This window comes from Psychrobacter sp. CMS30, from assembly GCF_904846565.1.
GTDB lineage: Bacteria > Pseudomonadota > Gammaproteobacteria > Pseudomonadales > Moraxellaceae > Psychrobacter > Psychrobacter maritimus.
This window is the reverse complement of the sequence record NZ_CAJHBF010000014.1, coordinates 62,288-83,930: the sequence shown is the minus strand read 5'-3', so window position 1 is coordinate 83,930 and position 21,643 is coordinate 62,288. Positions and strand designations below refer to the sequence as shown.

Below are 21,643 nucleotides of genomic sequence, written 5' to 3'. Positions count from 1 at the left end.
CAAAGCTAAATATTGAAGCTAAGCATCAAAACTGGATTTTAGAATAGGTTATGATTGAGCTCGCAGCTCAGCCAACTGTTGGTATAAACGCTGGGTATTGGCATCGATAAGCGAGCCATGCTGATGAAATGCGTCAAGATGAACCTCAGTATTCACGCTATTTTCACAAGGTCTAACGTCGACACCGATCAAAAACAGATCTTGCATAACAGGTTGCTGCATTTGGGCATTAAGCTCAAATAATAAATCTTGATGACCGGCACGTACCTTATCGGCACTTAACGAGCTGTTATCATCTTGCGCATAAAACACCATCAGATAATGACGCCCAAAAACATTATAAGAATGCTCATGGCGCACATAACCATTCCAGCGTGAATCTTGGTCAATCGTCCTGTGAGCCAAGATTTTTTCTACCAAACAAGCATAGGTATACATCGACTCGTCGACCAAAATATCAACCTGCTCTTTTGGTAGTGGCGTACCGGCGTCATAACGCTCTCTGACTAAGCTATTAAAAAGCTGATACCACATGCGCGTGTTCTTTTGAATCTCTGCCATCAATGCTTTAGCAAATTCCGCTTGCTCAGGCTCTGCCGCTTTTAACAATCGTGGTTCAATCTGCGCTATCAAGTCATGGCTGACTAATTGTTCTTGAACTTTAATCGCCCTTTGATGAAAGTCTGGCGACTGCAAAAACTGTACAAGCAAGGTTGATTCATCTTGAAACGCTTCAAACCCAGTCAGCTTACCGCGGTGAAAGTCTAGAAATGCCGTCAAATCACTGGGCGTCACCAATTGCTTGAGTATCTCAGTGAAGTTCTGATAGCTGAATACTTGTAGGACACTTTCTTCATCGTCCAAATCTAGCACACAGTCTTCCGCAAAAAACTGACTGCCATATTCATAGCCAACCGCATAAGAGACCGCCTCTGCAGGCTTACTCTGGTGGTTATTACGATAACTATTCTGATAGCTATTGTGATAAGTACTCTGAGCGCTGTTTTTTTCAGCAATGTCTTGATGCTGAACCGAAAGTGCGGTCAAACCAATAAAATAAATCGCCTTGTCTGCCGTTGTGTCAGATGCCGATTCATTTTTAGATTTGTTTTTAGATTCATCTTTATAGGCAAGCGCCTTATCATTTTTAAGATACAGCTGAGCATGTTGCTTAATCAGTTGATTGACAACGTCTTTTCTCCACGTACGCACCTGAGCACTATCGATATCCTGCCTATCAGCCTGTATCGTCACATCATTGACAATAAGGTAGACCACGGCATTAGAAAACTCAAAAACAAAATCATAACCCTGAAGATACTCAGGGTCAGTGATTTTGTCTGGGGTTAAGTCGTACAAAGATAAAAAATTCTGCTGAATCATCTGCTGCCAAATCGACGCTGGTACTTGCTGAGTGTCCATAATATCCCTATACATAAGGTCTCATAAAGAACTTGAGACCATTCCGTTAAAAGTAGAAAGAGCCTTCTTATGTTCAGTTTAGTCCCAGCGTGGATTTATGGCAAGTAAAGCAGTCTAGCTTTCATGCTTGCGGCGCATATGCGGGAATAAAATCACATCACGAATACTGGCCGAGTCCGTAAATAGCATCACCAAGCGATCGATACCAATACCCTCACCTGCTGTTGGCGGTAAGCCATAAGATAAGGCTTCGATATATTCTTCATCAAAATGCATCGCTTCATCATCGCCAGCGTCTTTTTCAGCGACTTGACCATGGAAGCGCTCAGCTTGATCGGCAGGATCATTAAGTTCACTAAAGCCATTCGCCAACTCACGACCACCGATAAATAGCTCAAAGCGATCGGTAATCTCAGGATTGTCATCGTTACGGCGTGCCAGTGGCGACGTTTCAGCAGGGTATTCTGTAATAAAAGTCGGCTGACGTAGCTGATGCTCAGCAGTTTCTTCAAAAATAATAGTCTGCAATTTGCCAACACCAAAGACGTCTTTTACTTGTTGTTTAAGGGTCGTTGAAGCATATTCTGCAAGATAGTCACGGTCATTAATGCGTGCCATATCGAAGTTTTCTGCATACTTAGCAATCGCATCAGACATCGACAGACGCTCAAAAGGCGCTTTTAGGCTAATTGCTTCCTCTTGATAAGTCAGCTCAGTGGTGCCCAAAATGTCCATCGCCAATTCGTTAAATAAGCGCTCGGTCAAATCCATCAAGTCATGATAGTCAGCATACGCCTGATAAAACTCAATCATGGTAAATTCAGGATTATGACGGGTTGACACGCCTTCATTACGGAAGCTACGGTTAATCTCAAACACTTTCTCAAAACCACCAACCACCAGGCGTTTTAGATAAAGCTCAGGCGCAATACGCAGATATAACGGCATATCTAAAGCGTTATGATGGGTCACAAACGGACGCGCAACCGCGCCACCTGGGATAGGATGCATCATAGGCGTTTCAACTTCCATAAAACGCTCATTCAACATAAACTTGCGGATACCGCTGATAACCTGACTACGTATCACAAAGGTGTCGCGAGTCGTCTCATTGGTCATCAAATCAAGATGGCGATTGCGGTAGCGCGCTTCTACATCGGCTAAGCCATGGAACTTATTTGGCATCGGACGTAGTGCTTTTGTCAGCAGAGTAAACTCTTCGATATGGACATATAAGTCGCCTTTTCCAGAACGACCGATATAACCAGATACGCCAACGATATCACCCAAATCTAGCGATTTAATCGTCGCCAATGTCTCTGGATCTAACTGTTTGCGTGCCACATATAGCTGAATACGACCGGTCATATCTTGAATAACAATAAACGCCCCACGGTTTAGCATCACGCGACCGGCAACGTTTACCTGAGTTTTTTCACCGTTGGCAATTTTATCTTCGATTTCTTGCTTTGAGATACCATCAAAAGCCGTTTGCAAATCCTGAGCGTAATCTGTGCGCTTAAAGGTATTAGGATAAGGCTGCTTACCTGACGCGGTGATTTCATCTAGCTTAGCTTGTAGTTGAGCAATCAGCTCGTTCGCGTCTTCTGGGGCTTGCTCTTGATTCTGGTTTTGATTGTTGTGCTTTGACATAATACTCTCAAAATTATTAGATAATTAAAGGAATAAACGAAGTAAATTAAAATAAGACGTTCAAATAAAACATATAAATAAGGAAGCTCAATAATACTTATTGATTTTTCATACTAAAAAGCGCTAGAACTAATCAACACAAATAGCAGGCTGTGCCACGCCCTTTTCAATCGTTTGATAACAGCCAAACGTGCTGCTATCACTGGCGCATTGCCCTGTTTGATTGTTGGCCTGTGAATCTATAAATTCACCCGTGTTTTTGCATTGTCCTTGGCAGTCAGAACCATCTTGGCAAACCTTGCCAGCATCGCTATAAGACAGCACACACTGATAACAGCCAAGCCTACCTTGTTGCAAAAACGTTCCACCTTTTACCTCACAAGCTTGTACCAGCTCATTAGGCGGATATACGCATGCTTGGTAAGTCAATGGATCAGCTGTTTCAGCGGATGCGGTGCTCTCAGAAGACGATGGTATTGGTGGCGCTGTCGAAGTCGCGGGCGTTACGCTACAAGCAGATAACCAAAACGCCATAAGCATAGCCAATATAATTAACACCATGCCATTAAAGGATTGTTTTGAAGCTAACCAGTCATTTATCATAATCACTACCTTAGTTTTACTATTATAAATAACTGGCTTATCGGCATGGTTTACGGCTTTTAACTTAATCAGCTTTTAACCGTTAACTGTCTTAATCACCGCCGCCGATACTGGCCATCAAGTCTGCTTGGTGCTCGCGTAACAGTGCATCAAGGATTTCATCCAAGTCACCTTCCATAATCGAATCAAGCTTATATAAGGTCAGGTTGATTCGATGGTCAGTCATACGACCTTGCGGGAAGTTATAAGTACGGATACGCTCTGAGCGATCGCCGCTACCGACCAAGTCGCGACGTATTGAGTCCGCCACATCGACCTGCGCTTGTACTTTTGCTTGTTGGATTTTGGACACCAGCATTTTCATCGCATGCGCACGGTTTTTGTGCTGACTGCGTTCTTGTTGACACTCTACCACGGTACCGGTCGGAATGTGCGTCAAACGTACCGCAGAGTCGGTGGTGTTAACGTGCTGACCACCGGCGCCACTTGAGCGGAAGGTATCCATTTTAATGTCTGCAGGATTGATATCAACCGTATCATCAATCTCAACCTCTGGCATAACCGCAACCGTACAAGCCGAGGTATGGACACGACCTTGGCTTTCGGTTTCAGGGACACGCTGTACGCGGTGAGCGCCTGATTCAAACTTTAAACGACCATAAACGCTATTGCCCGACACACGGGTAATAATCTCTTTATAGCCGCCATGTTCACCCTCATTAGCCGACAGAATATCTACCGTCCAGCCTTGAGTTTGGGCATACTTTTGATACATACGGAACAAGTCACCAGAGAAAATCGCCGCTTCATCACCGCCCGTTCCCGCACGAATTTCCAAGAAAGCAGGCACTTTATCGTTAGGATCTTTTGGCAACATCATGACGTTAAGCGCTTCTTCCATCTCGACAATGGTGTCACGGGCACTGTCAATCTCGTCCTGCATCATCTCTTTCATTTCAGGGTCTGAAGCTTCCGCCAGCATCGCCTCTGCATCCGCTTGATCCGTTTCTGCACGCACATAGTTCTGCCATAAAGTAGTGATATCCATCAAGTCACTATGCTCAACCGACAATTCACGGAACTTATTATTATCGCTGATGACACTCGGGTCTGATAATAAGGCGGTGACCTCTTCATAACGGTCTACCATCTGGTCTAAACGCAGGCGTAAGGATTCTTTCATAAAAGGACTTTTTTAAAATGAGTAAAATAAGAGAGTGATTATAGCAAATTTTTGCGCTTAATTTAAAACCTCTAAGCAATCTTGCCATAATATTCGCAAACTGGCTGTTTTATCGCAAATTATGCCTAAATATTAGCCCATAGCTTCATATTAGCCCATAGCTCTGCGGCCAATAAGAAATCAGTAAACATAGCGCACAAAAACAGTCCAGAAAAGCTATAAATAGCGGACATAAAAAAATAGCTAAGAAAACTCTTAGCTATTTTTGCGGCTATTATGGTTATCAGAAAATTTTAACGAAATATTAAACTTTACGAACCAACACTGAACCGATGGAGTAACCTGCACCAAATGAGCAAATCACGCCCAAGTCGCCAGATTCTAGCGCATCTTTATAACGATGGAAAACAATCATCGGACTGGCAGAGCTGGTATTGGCAAATTCATCAATAACACTTGGAACAATGGCTTTATCGGCATCACGTCCAACGACTGTGCGCAAGATTAAATCAAGCATATTGGCATTGGCTTGGTGTAGCCACATCATCTTGATGTCACTAGCTTGCAGCTCATTGTCATGCAAATGCTCAGTAATAATCTCAGAAACCTTTGGACAGACTTCACGGAATACTTTACGGCCATTTTGCAAAAACAGCTTATCGGTGACCGGCTCTTTGATATCCGGATACATCTCAGTTTGCGCCGCTAGGAACTCAGAGCGGTCCATAAAGCCATATTCGTTTTTAATGTTGGTCGAAAACTGGGTAAACAGCTTGGCGTTTAAAATCTCATAGCCTTTTGGCGTGTCTAGCTCTTCAACGATTGAAGCGGTTGCCACATCACCAAAGATAAAGTGGCTATCACGGTTGCGCCAGTTTAGATGCGCTGAGGTAATCTCAACGTTGACCACAGCAACGCGTTTAGCAAGACCCGACACGATTGAGCCATGGGCTTGCGATAGACCAAAAGTCGCCGCACTACAAGCCACGTTCATATCATAAGCAAAACCACCAACCATACCGATGGCATCCTGAATCTCGATAGAAACCGCAGGATAAGTACGCTGAAAATTTGAGCAGGCAAGAATAATACCATCTAAATCATTGGCCTCTAAACCTGCGTCAGCTAGCGCATCTTTTAGCGCTGCCGTGCCCATTTCTGCCATGATAGACAGCTCTTCACCCAAATTGCGGTAAGGGATGACCGGTGCCATGATTTCAGGATCTAAGATACCGTCTTTTTCCATCACATAACGTGATTTGATGCCTGAGACTTTTTCGATAAAGGCCGCTGATGAAGGCTGAAGCGCAGTAACCGTTCCTGCTTCAATCTCATCGGCATGCTTGGCATTATAATTTTCAACATATTGGTTAAATGAATCAACCAGCTCTTCATTACTGATGCTATAAGGGGGAATATACAGGCCAGTGCCCGTGATACAAGTCGTCATGATGCGCTTCCTTGTCTACTACGATGGTGCTTGCAATAAGCATAAAAGTGGAGAAAACAACAGTCGTCTAATTTTCGGTGAATAACTGTAAACTTAAAATAAGTGCCTTTATTATGCCTGAATAATATAATTTTTCTAATACTTTGTTACAAATAATCAGCTTCTTGACGAGAATAAGTAAAGATTGGCTTCATTTCCCAACAGCTGCGCTATAATCAGCGTTGATTAGCATGGCTTTATCGCGTTATTTTATCCAATATAAGTGCCTTCGGCTGTGGCTGACTGCCACTCATTGACATTAATTGCCACGGACTTGTTAAATTTTTATCAACTTAACTGATATTATCCACCTTTTCTTTTTACTTTTTGACTTTGGAATAGCAATGGCGGAACTCCTAAACTGGCTATTCGGGCAATATGCCGACTACCCGACCCTATTTATTGCCTTAGAATTGATTGCGGTAATCTTTGGGGTAAGTAGCGTTTTACTTGCCAGCAAGACCAATATTTTGGTTTTTCCTATTGGGCTGGTCAGCACCGCCATCTTTGTCTATCTGCTGTGGAAATGGCAATTATTCGGTGATATGTTTATCAATGCTTATTACAGCGTCATGAGTATCTATGGTTGGATAAACTGGACGCAAAATAAAAACAATATAGAAATTAAAAAGCATCAGGATTATATAAATCCAACCAGCCAGCCGCAAGATGAGCGCGGGCAAAATACGGATGCTCAATATGCTATTGAAGTTGAACATTTAAGCAAAAAAGATGTGCCCATATTAAGCGCACTGGCGGCGGCGACCATAGCTTTTGTTGCTTTGGTCTATTATTTTAGACCCGTCATCAATAATAACTTTAGCTTTGATGGCGCGGTATTGGGCTTGCATTTATTTACGTGGGTTGATTACACCGATATGCTGACCACGGCGCTGTTTTTAATGGCAATGTGGCTGATGGCACGGCGCAAAATTGAGCACTGGCTACTTTGGATTATCGCCGATGCTATTTCCGTACCGCTGTACTTTTATAAAGGTCTGACTTTTACGGCGCTACAATATGTAGTGTTCACTCTTATTGCAATCTGGGCATATTATGAATGGCAACGACGCTACCGCCTGCAATCTCACGCAGCATACGCCTAAATCCGTTATTAATGTCGCCATACTGGGGGCAGAAAGTACCGGCAAAACCACGTTATGCCGCGATTTGGCCGCGCATTTTGGCTGTCCATGGGTGCCAGAATATATGCGCACTTATCTGCAAGCAAAATGGGATAATGAGCAGCTGACCTGTACTTGGGATGATTTATTGCCTATCGCGCAAGGTCAGATTGAATTAGAAAACAAACTCGCTCAGCAAGCCGCGCAAACGTCTGATAGTAGCTACTTATTCTGTGATACCAGTCTATTTGAGCTGATGGTGTATTCCAACTGGTATTATGGCGATTGCCCTGAGGCGCTTACCCAAGCGGCATTAGCACACCATCATGATTTAATACTCTTAACCGACGTTGATATTCCATGGGTTGCCGATGATTTGCGTGATAGCCCGCATCAACGCGAAGATATCAGCGCTTATTTTGCTAGTCAATTGACCTTGCATAACAAGGCTTTTCAACGTATCGGTGGTGATAGAGAAGAACGGGTTCAGCAAGTGGTAAAAATATTAACGTCATTAGTATGATTTTAGCAAATAAAAATACTTAGGCTATTTAACGCAGTCAGGTTGTTTAACAAAGATGGTTAAATGCTGTGTCGCTAACTATCTAAAACTATCTAACAATTTCGTTATTTAACGCTTTCGCCCAGTTTTTACAGTCATTCTGACAGCGTTGGCATACTTGATTGGGATTTGAGATAAAGTCCACATAGCCGCAATACATACAAGCATAATGCACATCTGGCTCTATCTGTTCGACAGGCTGATACTGCTTAGGGAAAAGCGGCAAGCCATAGCAAGTGTCCTCAGGCGAACATAACAATAAACTAAATTCACCATCTGTCTCAAGTAAGCCGGTACGCACTTGCCCTAGATGCTCAACCCCTTGCTGGCGCATTTCAGCAAAAAACTCATCGTGCGACATTTCGCCCTTTTTTATCTTATCAAGAACCAACATACTGTCGTCGACAATATAAATCGCCCTCCCTTCTAGCAAGTCTTCAAAAGCTTGGAATTTCATCATCGCCCACGTACACAAGCGATAAAGCACAATCACCGTACTCATAATCAGTACCGCTTGGATAATCGGCAAGTCCTCGGTGAACATCGGGTCACCAGCGATAGAGCCAAGCGATAAGATAATTGTCAGCTCAAAGATAGACAGCTGCCGCACGCCGCGCTTACCGGTAAAACGTAAAAACAAAATAATAAGCGTAAACATCACAATGACGCGTATGAGTATTTCGGCGGCAAATGCCCATGTGGTGTCATAAATAAAGATACTTGCCCAATCCATGTGTTTTTCCTTGTTATTATTTTTTGGCAGGATTAGCGCAGCAAAATTGCTCAACGTACTTCTGTGCTTAACACATACTGCTTTGCTTAACGCTGCTCTATTTTATGCAAAAACTCTGTTAATGATTGTAGGAATTATTTTGAAAGCTGCCTTATATACGATAACCGCCTTAATAGCCTTTGCCGCCAACTCATTGCTTTGTAGAATGGCATTGGCAGACGGTGCGATTGATGCTTGGAATTTTACCGCTATCCGCTTGCTCAGCGGCGCCGCTTGCCTTGGGCTAATCATAATGGCACAAGCTCACTATTTAAGACGAAACAGTTTAAAACAAAACAGCCTAAAGCGAACTACTCTAAAACAGACGGGCAACTTTGACCCTGCTGCCTTAACAGACAAAGGCGATTGGCTCAGTGCTATCAGCTTAGTGGTTTATGCGCTGTGTTTTTCAATGGCTTACCAAGCGCTTGATACCGGCACGGGCGCGCTTATTTTGTTTGCAGTTGTGCAGCTCACGATGATTGGTTGGGGAGTTTATAATAAAGAGCCACTCAACCGCATACAGTGTCTAGCGCTTTTGATAGCATTGATAGGCTTTGTCTACTTGATGCTGCCGTCCGCGGCAACGCCTTCCTTATCTGGCGCGCTGATGATGGCAGTTAGTGGTGCTGCTTGGGGTATCTATAGTATACGCGGCAAAACCTGCGTATCGCCCTTGAGAACGACGGGCTTTAACTTTTTAAGAAGCTTAGTTGCTGTGCCGATATTGGCACTGATCGGTATGAGTTACCTCTCAACCATAAGCATGACAGGCGTCATGCTGGCGGTCGCGTCAGGTGCTATCGCCTCTGGCATCGGCTACAGTATGTGGTATGTGGCCATGCCGCTGCTAAAAACCACCCAATCTGCGGTAGTGCAACTTTGTGTCCCTGTACTGGCAGCAATTATGGGTGTGGTGTTTTTGTCCGAGCAGCTCACCTTAGAGTTTATTATCGCAAGCTCGGTTATCTTGAGTGCAGTATTGGTATTTGTCTTAAATAAAAAGCAAGAAAAAACAAAAGTTTGATAGCAGAGATATAACAGGCTGATAGCAAGCAAAGCTTGACCAGTCATGGATTTCAGTCATAAATCCGCTAGCCGATGTTACTTTCCTAAGCTCGAACCACAACACGAAATTACATTTTTTGTTGTATTATACCGCCTAGCGTAACAAATAAAATTCACACCAATTTTGATAGACATTGAGAGATATTATGAAAAAATTATTAGCCGTAGCGCCTTTTGCTGTATTACTAGCTGCTTGTGCAACCAGCGCACCGACCACTACTACACCAACGACCAATTCTCAGCAAGTGGTTCAATCATTTACTTGTGAAGACAACGGTCAAGTAACTGCTGCATACACTGCAAACGGTCAAGCTGCTAACCTAAACGTTACCTTGCCTAAAGTTGGTTTGACCAACGCAAAAATCACCATGAAGCAAGCGGTATCAGGTTCTGGCGCTCGTTATGTCAACGATGTGAACCCTAAAACCACTTATGATTGGCACACCAAAGCTGATTTTGGCATCATGACCATCAAATCAGACAACGGTCAAGAGTACCAAGTTAACTGCAAATTATAAATATAAATAATGCATGGTAGTTAAAGGCATAATAGTTATTTGAATAAAATCCGTATTCTTATTCAAATCTATTTAAAAAAATCTATTTAAAACAAAAGAGCCAGTAGTCAAACTACTGGCTCTTTTTTATGCGTACCATCTTTTATGTGAAATAAAAAAATTGCTTGAATACGCTATATACTCAAGCAATTGAAAGCCATGTCATTTTTATATTTATTTATAGTTATTAGAGCAATGATTAAATTAAAGCCATTAAACCACAGTCACATGCAAGCGTGCGTCTACATTGCCACGTGTGGCATTAGAGTATGGGCAACTTGATGAGCGGCTTCGATAAGCGTTTGCGCTTGTGCTTCATCGATACCAGATACTTCGATATACAGATCGATATCTAAGTTATAGCTGCCATCAGCTTTCATGCCAATACCAACTTGGGTAGAAGTTTTTGAGGCAGTGATTGGCAATTTCATTTGTTGAGCTGTCAGGTTTAACGCGCTATCGAAACAAGCGGCGTAACCCATGGCAAAAAGCTGCTCTGGATTGACGCCCTCTTTGTCCATTTCTTGAAACGAGACCAAATCAAAACCTAATGAGCCATCGTCAAGATCCGTATGTCCAGAACGACCACCGGTTGCAGTGGCGCGAGTTTTATAAAATATTTTCATGATTGATTCCTCAGCTATATTTTAGATAGTTTATTGTGCTTAACGCTACTATTAACGCTTGCATTAGTAATAGCGCTTGGTCATTTCCAATAAAGCTATTATAGGAGTATGCAGGACAATCCGTTAGAACATAGCTCCAAACGTCTTGCCTAATTCTACAAATATCTATAGTATCGAGCAATTAAATAAAATAAGAAAGCCTAATGAACCAATCAACTATTGAGCAACTACTCTCCCTCTTGCCTAGAAACCAAACCATTGAATCTGCTATTTCAGGCTTATTTTTTTACTGTGCAGATAAACCCAGTAAAGCCGTCAGTTATATCCAAGAACCCAGTATTTGTATCGTCTTGCAAGGCGCACGTGAGATTTATTTAGGTGCAGATTGCCAAAAGTTTGATAAGAGCAATCTGATGTTTTGTCCGGTCAATATTCCTTTAAGCATGCATATAAAGCACGCATCGGTAGAGCATCCGGTTATCGTGCTGTCTATGAAATTAAACCTTGCCATGATTGGTGAGGTTTTAGCAAAAATACCGCCCAAACAGCCCGAAGCACTTAAGCCTGCTAATCACTTAGGAATAAAATGGCAATTAGACAGCACCATACTGGGAGCATTTGAGCGCCTTATACACTTGCTTGATTATCCAGACGATATCGACTTTCTTGCTTCATTAATTCAGAAAGAGATTTACTATCGCCTGCTCATAGCAGAGCAAGGCAATACACTACGCCAACTGGTAGTCAATGGCAGCCATACGCACCGTATCACCCAAGCTACCGATTGGATAAAGACGCATCTAAATGAGGCAGTTGTTGTAGAGGAATTGGCCAGTCGCTGCGGCATGAGTGTTTCGGGGTTTCATCATCATTTCAAAGAAATTACTCAGTTAAGCCCGTTACAATATCAAAAGAGTCTGCGACTCATGGAAGCCCGGCGTCTGATTCAGGCAAATGACTCTCAGATATCGCAAATCGCCATGCAAGTCGGTTATGAAAGCCCGAGCCAGTTTAGCCGAGAATATAAACGGCTATTTGGCATCAGTCCGAGCGGTGAATTGTATGCCTAAAATTAAGTACTTATGATTAAATACTTGTAATTAAGCAATTAGAATTAAATACTTAGAATTAAACAATTGAAATGAATCGTCAGCCCGTCATTTATACCCATAAATATAGTCATTATCTGTATTATCACAACTGACAATAACGTTTATGAATTAGCGTTTAAATTTATGTTTATCTGTTTTTTTGGCAACAAACTGTACCACCGCACTCAAACCTTGATGGCGCGTACCTTCAGAAATCATGCGCTGCTTTTCGATACCCGTTATTTCTTCTAGCTCTGCCAGCTCGGCACGCAAGACTGCTAACGAACCAAAGCTCTCTTTTTGCGTTGCAGGAGGTCCGCCGACAGCATCCATGGTTAGCTGCTGTTCGGTATAAGCCTCAAGGAGAAATACCCCATTCGGCTTTAACGCTGTTACAATCTGAGCGTGAACTTGCTGGCGTATGGCTGTAGGCAAATGTGCCCAGATAGCAACGATACCATCCCACTGTGCTTCGCCAAACTCATAGTTGGCTAAATCGGCAACCTGCGTCTTAATCTCCACGCCTCTATCTTGCGCCAGCTTTAATGCCTTATTCAAACCTACTTCAGACATATCCATGGCGGTCACTTCGTAGCCTTGCTCTGCCAAAAATACCGCATTTCTACCTTCGCCTTCAGCCAAACATAAAACCTTGCCACCTGCTGCTATTTCCTTAAATGTATCTCTTAAAAAATCATTAGGTTCGGTACCAAAGATATACTCTGCTTCGTTATAGCGCTCGTTCCACATATCTCATTCCTTTAGTATATTTTTGCTTAGGCTATTTATAAAATATGTATATGAATAGCGAGCAAATAAACAGTGAGTGTAGAAAACCATTGACTTTACCCATGTATTCATAATATAACATATATAATATATTCATTATTCCGCATTTATTGACGTGCTTTTAATGGAGTAGAAAATCGCAAGTATATTAGGGAGGAAGTCACATGATTCGTTTAAGCTACACTCTCAAATGTTGGGCATTAGGTATTATGTATTACTTGGGATTTCACTTCATTGTCCTATCAAGCAATCCTGACTTTGCAAAATATATCTATATTTTGGCCATCAGCACCCTACTCTTCCCGATTGCTAAGCGTGCCGTCGATGTCGTTTCAGACTTTATCGCGCCTCATACGATTATCTTTAATGGCTTATTATCGTCATTATTAATCAATATTGTGATTTGGCTGTTGACGCCATTTATCGTCGCCTTGACGCTTATCGCCTTCTTGTTTTATGGTATGGGCGTACTTACGGAAAATATAAGAGCAAAACCCTAAACCTGAAACCTGAAACCTGAAACCTGAATATTTAGCGTAATCATTAGAGAAAAGACAGAACGCCTCATCTTTGCTTGATAATTTATAAGGCATAAGGTGCAACGCCTTATCGCTTTAATCGTCTAAACATAGTACAGTAGATACTTGCCTATATTTTTACTCGTGCTTATATCAGTAATTATCATCGCTAACCACTTACCCTACCATACTTACATAGCTTACTTGCCCTACTTGATTGAGTGTAATCTGAATTAAGGGTGAGGACTTGGGTTAGCATTGCACGGCAGTTAAGCATATGGCTCAGCCCATTTGCCTAATCACAAGCATTTATCATCAACCGTTTATGATATAAACTTTTTTGTTTTATTATGCATAATACAATAAATATTCATTATTAATCGCCTTGTAAAAGGCTTATGCTTGAATGTTGATTGAATTGATTTACCAATGTGATGCAACCACTGTCATTTTAATAAATGACGGTCTCACTGCGTCTTAATCAGGGCTTTTTATTGAAAGGAATTTTATTGAATGACTACTGCTACTCGCCAAGAACATGATCTACTCGGCTATCGTGACGTCCCTGCTGATGCTTACTATGGCATCCAAACTTTACGTGCTTTTGAAAACTTCACCGTCAGTGGTGTGCGCTTAATTCAGTTTTCTACCTTTATTCGTGCTTTTGCTACCGTTAAAAAAGCGGCGGCTATCGCCAATAACAAAGTAGGCGTACTAAATGACACGGTTAAAGACGCTATTGCAGCAGCGTGCGATGACTTAATCGATAATAAATATCACGACCAGTTTATCGTAGATATGTTCCAAGGCGGCGCAGGTACGTCAACCAATATGAACGCCAATGAGGTGATTGCTAATCGAGCACTAGAAATCCTCGGTTATGAAAAAGGCGATTATCAGCATGTGCATCCAAATAACGATGTCAACCTGTCACAATCGACCAACGACGCCTACCCTACGGCGATGAATGTCGCTTTGGACGATTATTGCGTGCGCCTGTTAGATAAGATGGCTATATTGCACACAAGCCTGAAGAAAAAAAGCGTTGAGCTTGCCGATCAATTAAAAATGGGTCGCACGCATTTACAAGATGCGGTACCTATGACGGCAGGTCAAGAGTTTAATGCCTTTGCAACCATGATAAAAAAAGAGATGGAGCGCATCGAAGCTACTCGCGCGCTATTTCATGAAATCAATATGGGTGGTACAGCGATTGGTACCGGTTTGAATGCCCCAGCGGGTTATTCTGAAGAAGTTGCCAAGAGCTTATCAGAGCTGACTGGCAGACCTTATTATATCGCTGAAGACTTGATTGAAGCGACGCAAGACACCAGTGCTTATGTTGCACTGTCTGGCAACTTGCGTCTTTTTGCCGCCCGTTTATCTAAGATTGCTCATGACTTACGTTTGCAGTCTTCAGGTCCGCGTGCTGGTTTGGCGCAATATCGCTTGCCTGAAATGCAGCCTGGTAGCTCGATTATGCCGGGTAAAGTAAACCCTGTTATCCCAGAAGTGGTCAATCAAGCTTGCTTCCATGTGATGGGTATCGATCATACTATCGCTATGGCGTCAGAAAATGGTCAGCTACAGCTCAACGTTTTTGAGCCAGTGATTGCCTTTAACTTGTTTACCGGTATGAGCATGCTGGCCAATATCTGTGAGATGTTTGCTACCCGCTGTATCGATGGCTTGATGATGAATAACGAGGCGTGTAGCGTCGAGGTATTCAATAATATCGGACTGGTCACTGCGCTGAATCCGCATCTTGGTTATGATGCGTCTTCTTTTGTCGCAAGAAGAGCACAAGAGACTGGTGGTAGTGTGTATGACATCGTATTAGAAGAAAAACTGATGGATAAAGAGACGCTAGATGATATCTTGTCTCCTGCCAATATGGTATATCCAAAGGTTAGAGCCTTGCTATAATCTGTCTTTAGTTAAATAAACAGGCTGGGTTAGCGATTGCTAATCTGGCCTTTTTTTATTGATAATGAGGGTTAGTTACTTAGAATTGGAAGGTGCATCCATTCAATAACTTGCACTATCAAAACTACACGCAAATTTCACGGACAGTTATTTGATTTTGATATTTGCCTAGAGGGCCATATTTACCAATAGAACTGATTTTGCCAACGACGCAAGTTTCGAAATATTTGTAATAGCCTTTTTGATTGAAACTCTTCGAATCTTTCATTAATAATTGCTTTGGATCTGACACGTAGTAAGTGATGTCATTAGAGGCCAACTCATAAACCTCAAAGCTTCTTTTGAAGTCGCCCCGTAACTGCACTTCTTTTTGCACGCTTGTTGGCGTCAATTCCTTCACGTTTTTATTATTACTGGCTTGTGTTTCATCACAGCCCGTAATAATAAATATAGTTGATGCAAATCCTAATATTATCAGTCTAAATTTAATCATTATTTTTTATCCTGCTAAAAAAATTACATCAATCTATTGTGTAAAGCCCAGAAAAATTTGGTGTAAAACAATAATAGCTCTTCATTTTAATCAAATATTATCGATTAGAATGAAGAGCTATACAAGATAATTGTCATAGGTTGTCAATTATCAACTTTTAAAGCTCAAATCGAGCCTTAACTCATTTTATCCCATATCTTGCTTAGACGCTTCGGTGATACCGCCATGCGGGTTTTCATCGGTTGCGCGAAGAGCTGAATGCGATATTCCTCAACCATCCAGCGATACTCGCTGATGGCTTTATCGTTGGCACGATTTGCTAGCCGCTCCATGTGCACATCAAGGGCATAGACACCTTCAAGGTCGGATTCAATATTATGCTCAAGGCGTTCGATACGAATCTCCAGCGCCTCCAGATAGCGTGGATACTGCTGCCAATGGCTATAATCCATGCGATAAACAAAGTCAGCCAATTGCAAGTCCTCTAGCTGATCTTCGATATCTTCGATAGACTCGCCAAATATTTCTCTATCAAGCATGAGTAAACTCTGACGGATACGCTGCCAACGGGTATAGACATTTTTAAGCGTTTTTATCACGTTTTGACCGGTTAATAGGAAGTTGCCTGCCACTACTTCCAAGGTTTTTTCATACTCTTCTGGCGTGAAAGGCAATTCTTCAGCAAGGGCTATGGCAGTATCATCAGCACTTTCAGGTAAATCAGCACTATGATCAAATAACACATAATGCTCTTCAAGCGCCGCATCCAATGCCGCATCGATAACGATGGTTTTTAGCTTCTCCATATCCCCAAGTGGCGCAAATGCCAATTTGAATATCTTATCAATTTGACTGGTCAGCTGTTTTTTCTTGGCGCCAAGCTTACCTTTTATCAAAGTTAAAACCCCGATACGGTGCGCCTGCAACGCCGCATTGACATCGGTATATTGATGAATCGATACCGCTTCACCTGACGCGTCTGCGACCAAGGCAGCAAACTGCTTCATCACCACGCCTGCGCTATGATGGTTTTTGCTAAAGGCAAAATGCTCAGGGAATTCGGTGTGCGTGCCTTGCTGCTCGTTCACCGCTTGGCGGGTTTCAGAAGCGTGGCGAATTTGCAGCGTTTGCAGGTCACGACCTTTTTCGATAATGCGATTTTTGTCATCAACAACGCAGATTTGCGGCTGCAAATAGCGATCAATACTAGCAGGATTAAAACTATCTGGTGTCACCGACATAATGCCGCGACGATTTAGGGCTTGGCAAAGCTGCTTAAGCAGTCCTTGACCACCAGCGGGCTGCAATTCATCGAACAAGCTATCGGCGGTGTCAGGAATCGGTACAATTTGACGGCGAATGTCTTTGGGCAATGACTTGAGCAATTGTAATACCAGCTCATAGCGCCAACCGGGCACGCCCCACAATAGCTCAATCGCATCGAGCTGCGGTAGCGCCACCAGTGGCACACGAATGGTCACGCCATCATCATCGCTTGACGGATCAAAGACATAGCGTAGCGGTAATTTTAAATCACCCAATTTCCACACTTCTGGGAAATCGCCTGTGGTTGGCGCTTGGCTATTAAGCACGTCATCATCGGTAAAGAATAGATGCTTAGCATCATTTTTCTCTATCTCGGCACGCCAATCCTCAAACGCTTTGCGGCTGGCAATATGTTCGGGGATTTTTTTATCATAAAACTGATACAGTGCTTCTTCATCAACCAATAAATCACGGCGACGCAATTTGTCTTCAATGCGTTCAATATCAGCAATTTTGTCCATATTATGCTGTAAAAACGGCGCTTGCCGACCTAAATTACCAGTCACCAAACCATCACGGATAAAGATTTCCCGCGACTCAGCTAAGTTGACTTGCTCATAGTTGGTCAGCTGCTTACTGATAATAATCAGACCAAATAAACTAATTTGCGCATAGGCTTTAACTCGCCCCGTCTTCTTCGACCAATGCGGCTCAAAGTAGTGATATTTTAATAAGTCACCTGCCGCTGAGATAATCCATTCCGGCTCAATTTTGGCAACGGTGCGCATAAACACTTGCGAGGTTTCAACCACTTCAAAAGCCATGACCCAAGGCGGTACTTGTTTAAACACCGTACTGGCTGGGAATATTTTGGCTTTTTGCTGGCGCGCAGCAAGATACTCACCGCGATTTTCAGTTTTATGCGCAATCGTAGACAATAATCCTGTTAGTAATGCGCGATGTAAATTGGCATATTTAACGGCTTTGAGTTCTTCATCTTCAATCGCAGTAGGGTCACTCGTAACATTCTCTAACGAAGCATTTTTATTACTACCTTTATCAGCAGTTTTTGCATCCTTAACATCAGTCAACTTAAGCTCAGTGACCATTTGTACCAGCTGGCGATGGGTTTGGCTCCATTCACGGACACGCGGGAAGCTCAGATAGTTTTTCTTGGTAAAATTCTTACGCTGATTACCAGACAGTTTGTTGCCGTCTTCGTCTTTTTCAAACAGTGCTTTCCAGAGGCTTAAATAAAATAGAAAGTCGGAGTCATCTTGGCGAAACTCAGCATGCTTTTGATCGGCTTGCTGGCGCTTATTTACCGGACGCTCACGCGGATCTTGTACGGCAAGCGCCGCAACGACAATGAGCATTTCACGGATACAATCAAAGTCAGAACCAGCAACCAACATACGTGCCAGCCTTGGGTCGATTGGCATACGTGCCATTTTTTGCCCAGTCGGTGTCAGAACCAGATGATCAAGACCTTTTTTGGGCTTGTTGGTTTGCTTAGCAGAAGAGGCTTCGTTTTTAGAAGTAATCGCGCCCAATTCATCGAGTAATTTATGCCCATCAGTCACCAAACGGCTATCAGGTGGCTCAATAAAGGCAAAATCATCAACACTACCTAAGCGCAGATTGGCCATCTGTAAAATAACGGATGCAAGATTGGTCCGTAAAATTTCAGGTTCCGTAAATTCTGGACGACCGGTAAAGTCCTCTTCACTATAAAGACGGATACAAACACCCGGCGCAACACGACCACAGCGACCTTTACGCTGATTGGCTGCTGCTTGTGAGATGGCTTCGATCGGTAAACGCTGTACGCGTGAGCGATACGAATAGCGTGATATCCGCGCAAATCCTAAGTCAATCACATAGCGAATGCCGGGTACGGTCAGCGCAGTCTCGGCAACGTTGGTCGCGATAACGATACGCCGACCACGACCTGACGGTTGAAAGATACGCTGTTGCTCTTCGTAAGTCTGCCGTGCAAATAGTGGCAGCACTTCGGTATGTTTTGGACCATGACGCTCAAGCACCTCTTGGAGCTCACGAATTTCAGCTTCTGTCGCCGCAAATATCAAGATATCTGCTTGATCAGCATGACCTTTATTTTGTGCATCACTAAAGCATTCTTCCACTGCGGCAACGACCGCACGTGGCAGATTCTCTTCAAAATCATCATAGCTGTCATCATCCGAGCTGTTTACTGGCTCATCTGTCAACGGACGATAACGAACTTCTACGGGAAAACTACGACCCTCAACATTAAAAATCGGCGCAGGCACATTACGCTTGAGCTTATTATCATAACGACTAAAGTATTCGCTAAAACGCTTAGTATCAAGGGTTGCAGAGGTAATAATGACTTTTAAATCAGGGCGCTTGGGTAATAGCTTTTTTAGGTAACCCATAATAAAGTCAATGTTTAAGCTACGCTCATGGGCTTCATCAATAATAATGGTGTCGTACTTACTTAAAAACCGATCATGGCCCAATTCCGCCAGCAAAATACCATCTGTCATGAGCTTCACGACAGATTGCGCTGTGCCTTGATCATTAAAGCGAATCTTAAAGCTGACCGTATTACCGAGCTGCTCGCCCAATTCTTCAGCGATACGGTTTGCCACACTTCTAGCAGCCAGTCGTCGAGGTTGGGTATGCCCTATTTGCCCCGTAATACCGCGACCTGCCAACATCGCCAATTTCGGCAATTGCGTCGTCTTACCAGAGCCCGTCTCGCCTGCGACAATAATCACTTGGTTATCAATAATAGCTTGGATTAAATCATCAGCACGTTGACTCACGGGCAAATCAAGATTCAGCTTTTCAGCCAATTTGTCTGGAATGCTATCCATACGTGCCTGCACCGCTTGCTGTGAGCGGGTTTTTATTTTGTCATATTGGGCACGTTTTTTAGCTAGCCCATCTTCTGCTTTACTAGCATCTTTTTTATCTATCTTATTGTTAGCCACAGCAGCCCGCGCCAGCTCACGCTCTAAGCGGCTAAGAAAATAGCTATCTTTAGCTAAAACAGGTAAATCATCAGCGGCAACTTTAGCTTGCAAAGATGCATTATCAGTGTTTGCCGTAAGATTTGAGTCATCATTATCTAAGTTTGCAATTTTACTTGATTCATTACTTGACTGATTGGGGCTAAGGGCACTGGCGTTTCGTTCATTGGCGGTGTTTTCAGTAGGCATTTCTGAGACATTTTTAGAAGTATTGGGCATATTTACTTAGGCTATTTATTATTTGGAAGTGGTTAGATTATGGGGGTAATTTGGGCATGATTCAAGATGGTTATAGCGCTTGGTTGACACATTGAAATCTTTTATCAGTTTTGAGAGCCCTAGCTTTGATGGTATTGATAATGTAATAGCTCTTTTGATGCCCATGGTTAAGCCATCAAGCACGCCCTAAAACTAATAAAGACAACCTAAAGAGTAAAATTAAGCGTTACTGGTATGAATGAGCTGTCGACTATTCACAGCTCCCGTAAAGAAGGTATGGAGCTTTTGCAGTGGCACCATAGGAAAAGGCAGGTGCAACGAAAGTATTAATCTCTCAAACGCGACCACCTCATCAGCTAATGACTTAGCGACATCAGGCTGAATCTGCGGATTTTCATAAAGATTATCAATTAACCACGTCAATTGCGGAAAATTGGCATTATTATGAACCTGATAAAGCGTGGTCAATAACTCATCAGGTATCTGGCAACGCGTTTTGCGAATGATGCCGTTTTTAAAATACATATTTAGAGCCATATTATACTAACTTCCTTAAATTCTTGATACTCAGATAACCAACGTACTCTTTATCATCAGCATTCACAAGCTCATGACTATCATTAGACATAGGCTCAATTAACAGCTGAACGTTTGAGATAAGGTCATTGACGTTGTATATATCATCGATATCTACTTCAAACTTATCATCGATATGCGAGGCTGCGTTGAAAGGTGAAGCTTTATCTTTAAAGGTAAACTGCTTATAAAACTTGCTCTGCTTTGCTTGCTTAATGGCATCCGCTTGAGTAGTAGCAACGATAAGTAGCTTGTGATGAAACTCCTCAAAACTGCCTTGCTGATAGCCACCTAAATTGATAAAAAACAATTTTAAACCGTTAGCACTCTCTGCTTGGCTACTTGATTCGACCAATTTAATCGCATAATTATCGACTTTGCTAATCGCTCTGTACGAATCAATATGCCATTTATTTCTGACTTCCGGCCAATGCTGATTGATATCGTCTATCAACTCGCTGACTTCATTAGCCACGCCAAAAAATATATCGTGCTGCTCAATCAAACGACCTTTAGGGCGACCACCAAGTTGCACCATAAACAGTGTTAGCATTTTAAGCAGTCCTTATTAGGTATATAAAACTTATGGTTAGAGCATGTCCTCACTTTAAAACGATAACACGCTCTAGTTATATAGTCATTGCAAATAAAAAGAAATAAAAAAACCCAATGTTTAAGCGCTTAAA

18 protein-coding genes and 1 pseudogene are annotated in these 21,643 nt (G+C 42.6%); 7 read left to right on the top strand and 12 right to left on the bottom strand.

What is annotated here, in order from left to right; genetic code table 11:
* Window positions 1-48 precede the first annotated feature (48 nt).
* The 5 genes from JMX94_RS08880 to JMX94_RS08860 form a co-directional block, all read right to left on the bottom strand.
* Window positions 49-1,422, bottom strand: a complete 1,374-nt coding sequence (locus JMX94_RS08880; RefSeq protein ID WP_201565009.1) for a hypothetical protein — start codon at window positions 1,420-1,422, stop codon at window positions 49-51.
* A gap of 114 nt (window positions 1,423-1,536) precedes the next feature.
* On the bottom strand, window positions 1,537-3,075 hold the full coding sequence (lysS, locus tag JMX94_RS08875) for a lysine--tRNA ligase (RefSeq protein WP_201565008.1): 1,539 nt from the start codon (window positions 3,073-3,075) through the stop codon (window positions 1,537-1,539).
* Between the two features lie 129 nt (window positions 3,076-3,204).
* A complete protein-coding gene (locus tag JMX94_RS08870; RefSeq protein ID WP_201565007.1) occupies window positions 3,205-3,678 on the bottom strand; it encodes a hypothetical protein in 474 nt (157 codons plus the stop codon).
* A gap of 91 nt (window positions 3,679-3,769) precedes the next feature.
* A complete protein-coding gene (gene prfA / locus JMX94_RS08865; protein WP_201565006.1) occupies window positions 3,770-4,861 on the bottom strand; it encodes a peptide chain release factor 1 in 1,092 nt (363 codons plus the stop codon).
* Between the two features lie 304 nt (window positions 4,862-5,165).
* Window positions 5,166-6,311, bottom strand: a complete 1,146-nt coding sequence (locus JMX94_RS08860; RefSeq protein WP_201565005.1) for a beta-ketoacyl-ACP synthase III — start codon at window positions 6,309-6,311, stop codon at window positions 5,166-5,168.
* Window positions 6,312-6,694: 383 nt separating this feature from the next.
* Here JMX94_RS08860 and pnuC point away from each other — a divergent pair, with 383 nt between their 5' ends.
* Window positions 6,695-7,456, top strand: coding sequence for a nicotinamide riboside transporter PnuC (gene pnuC / locus JMX94_RS08855; protein ID WP_201565004.1), 762 nt, complete (start codon window positions 6,695-6,697; stop codon window positions 7,454-7,456).
* Window positions 7,407-7,997, top strand: coding sequence for an AAA family ATPase (locus JMX94_RS08850; RefSeq protein ID WP_201565003.1), 591 nt, complete (start codon window positions 7,407-7,409; stop codon window positions 7,995-7,997). Before pnuC ends, JMX94_RS08850 begins: the two co-directional genes overlap by 50 nt.
* Window positions 7,998-8,085: 88 nt before the next feature.
* Here the strand turns inward: JMX94_RS08850 and JMX94_RS08845 are convergent, their stop codons facing one another.
* Entirely contained in the window at window positions 8,086-8,769 is a 684-nt protein-coding gene (locus JMX94_RS08845) for a DUF421 domain-containing protein (protein ID WP_201565002.1), read from the bottom strand.
* A 139-nt stretch (window positions 8,770-8,908) separates the two neighbouring features.
* Here JMX94_RS08845 and JMX94_RS08840 point away from each other — a divergent pair, with 139 nt between their 5' ends.
* Complete coding sequence (locus JMX94_RS08840) at window positions 8,909-9,835, top strand: DMT family transporter (protein WP_201565001.1); 927 nt, start codon at window positions 8,909-8,911, stop codon at window positions 9,833-9,835.
* 187 nt (window positions 9,836-10,022) lie between these two features.
* A complete protein-coding gene (locus tag JMX94_RS08835) occupies window positions 10,023-10,394 on the top strand; it encodes an MliC family protein (protein WP_201565000.1) in 372 nt (123 codons plus the stop codon).
* 252 nt (window positions 10,395-10,646) lie between these two features.
* Here the strand turns inward: JMX94_RS08835 and JMX94_RS08830 are convergent.
* A pseudogene (locus JMX94_RS08830) lies at window positions 10,647-11,059 on the bottom strand (organic hydroperoxide resistance protein).
* A 203-nt stretch (window positions 11,060-11,262) separates the two neighbouring features.
* On the opposite strand from JMX94_RS08830, the gene JMX94_RS08825 reads away from it, so the two are divergent.
* Window positions 11,263-12,129 carry an AraC family transcriptional regulator gene (locus tag JMX94_RS08825; protein ID WP_201564999.1) on the top strand — a complete coding sequence of 289 codons (867 nt, stop codon included), beginning with the start codon at window positions 11,263-11,265 and terminating at the stop codon, window positions 12,127-12,129.
* A 150-nt stretch (window positions 12,130-12,279) separates the two neighbouring features.
* On the opposite strand, the gene JMX94_RS08820 is transcribed toward JMX94_RS08825, so the two are convergent.
* Complete coding sequence (locus JMX94_RS08820) at window positions 12,280-12,900, bottom strand: bifunctional 2-polyprenyl-6-hydroxyphenol methylase/3-demethylubiquinol 3-O-methyltransferase UbiG (RefSeq protein WP_201564998.1); 621 nt, start codon at window positions 12,898-12,900, stop codon at window positions 12,280-12,282.
* Between the two features lie 203 nt (window positions 12,901-13,103).
* Between JMX94_RS08820 and JMX94_RS08815 the strand changes: the two genes are divergently transcribed.
* Together JMX94_RS08815 and JMX94_RS08810 are read left to right on the top strand one after the other, a co-directional pair.
* Window positions 13,104-13,439: a hypothetical protein gene (locus JMX94_RS08815; protein WP_201564997.1), complete on the top strand. Its 336-nt coding sequence runs from the start codon at window positions 13,104-13,106 to the stop codon at window positions 13,437-13,439.
* 531 nt (window positions 13,440-13,970) lie between these two features.
* Window positions 13,971-15,383: an aspartate ammonia-lyase gene (locus JMX94_RS08810; protein WP_201564996.1), complete on the top strand. Its 1,413-nt coding sequence runs from the start codon at window positions 13,971-13,973 to the stop codon at window positions 15,381-15,383.
* A 124-nt stretch (window positions 15,384-15,507) separates the two neighbouring features.
* Here the strand turns inward: JMX94_RS08810 and JMX94_RS08805 are convergent, their stop codons facing one another.
* The 4 genes from JMX94_RS08805 to JMX94_RS08790 form a co-directional block, all read right to left on the bottom strand.
* Complete coding sequence (locus JMX94_RS08805; RefSeq protein ID WP_201564995.1) at window positions 15,508-15,876, bottom strand: hypothetical protein; 369 nt, start codon at window positions 15,874-15,876, stop codon at window positions 15,508-15,510.
* A gap of 176 nt (window positions 15,877-16,052) precedes the next feature.
* Entirely contained in the window at window positions 16,053-20,381 is a 4,329-nt protein-coding gene (hrpA, locus tag JMX94_RS08800; RefSeq protein WP_227673581.1) for an ATP-dependent RNA helicase HrpA, read from the bottom strand.
* A gap of 219 nt (window positions 20,382-20,600) precedes the next feature.
* Window positions 20,601-20,918 carry a hypothetical protein gene (locus JMX94_RS08795; RefSeq protein WP_201564994.1) on the bottom strand — a complete coding sequence of 106 codons (318 nt, stop codon included), beginning with the start codon at window positions 20,916-20,918 and terminating at the stop codon, window positions 20,601-20,603.
* Window position 20,919: 1 nt separating this feature from the next.
* Window positions 20,920-21,510: a DUF1543 domain-containing protein gene (locus JMX94_RS08790; RefSeq protein ID WP_201564993.1), complete on the bottom strand. Its 591-nt coding sequence runs from the start codon at window positions 21,508-21,510 to the stop codon at window positions 20,920-20,922.
* Window positions 21,511-21,643: the final 133 nt, after the last annotated feature.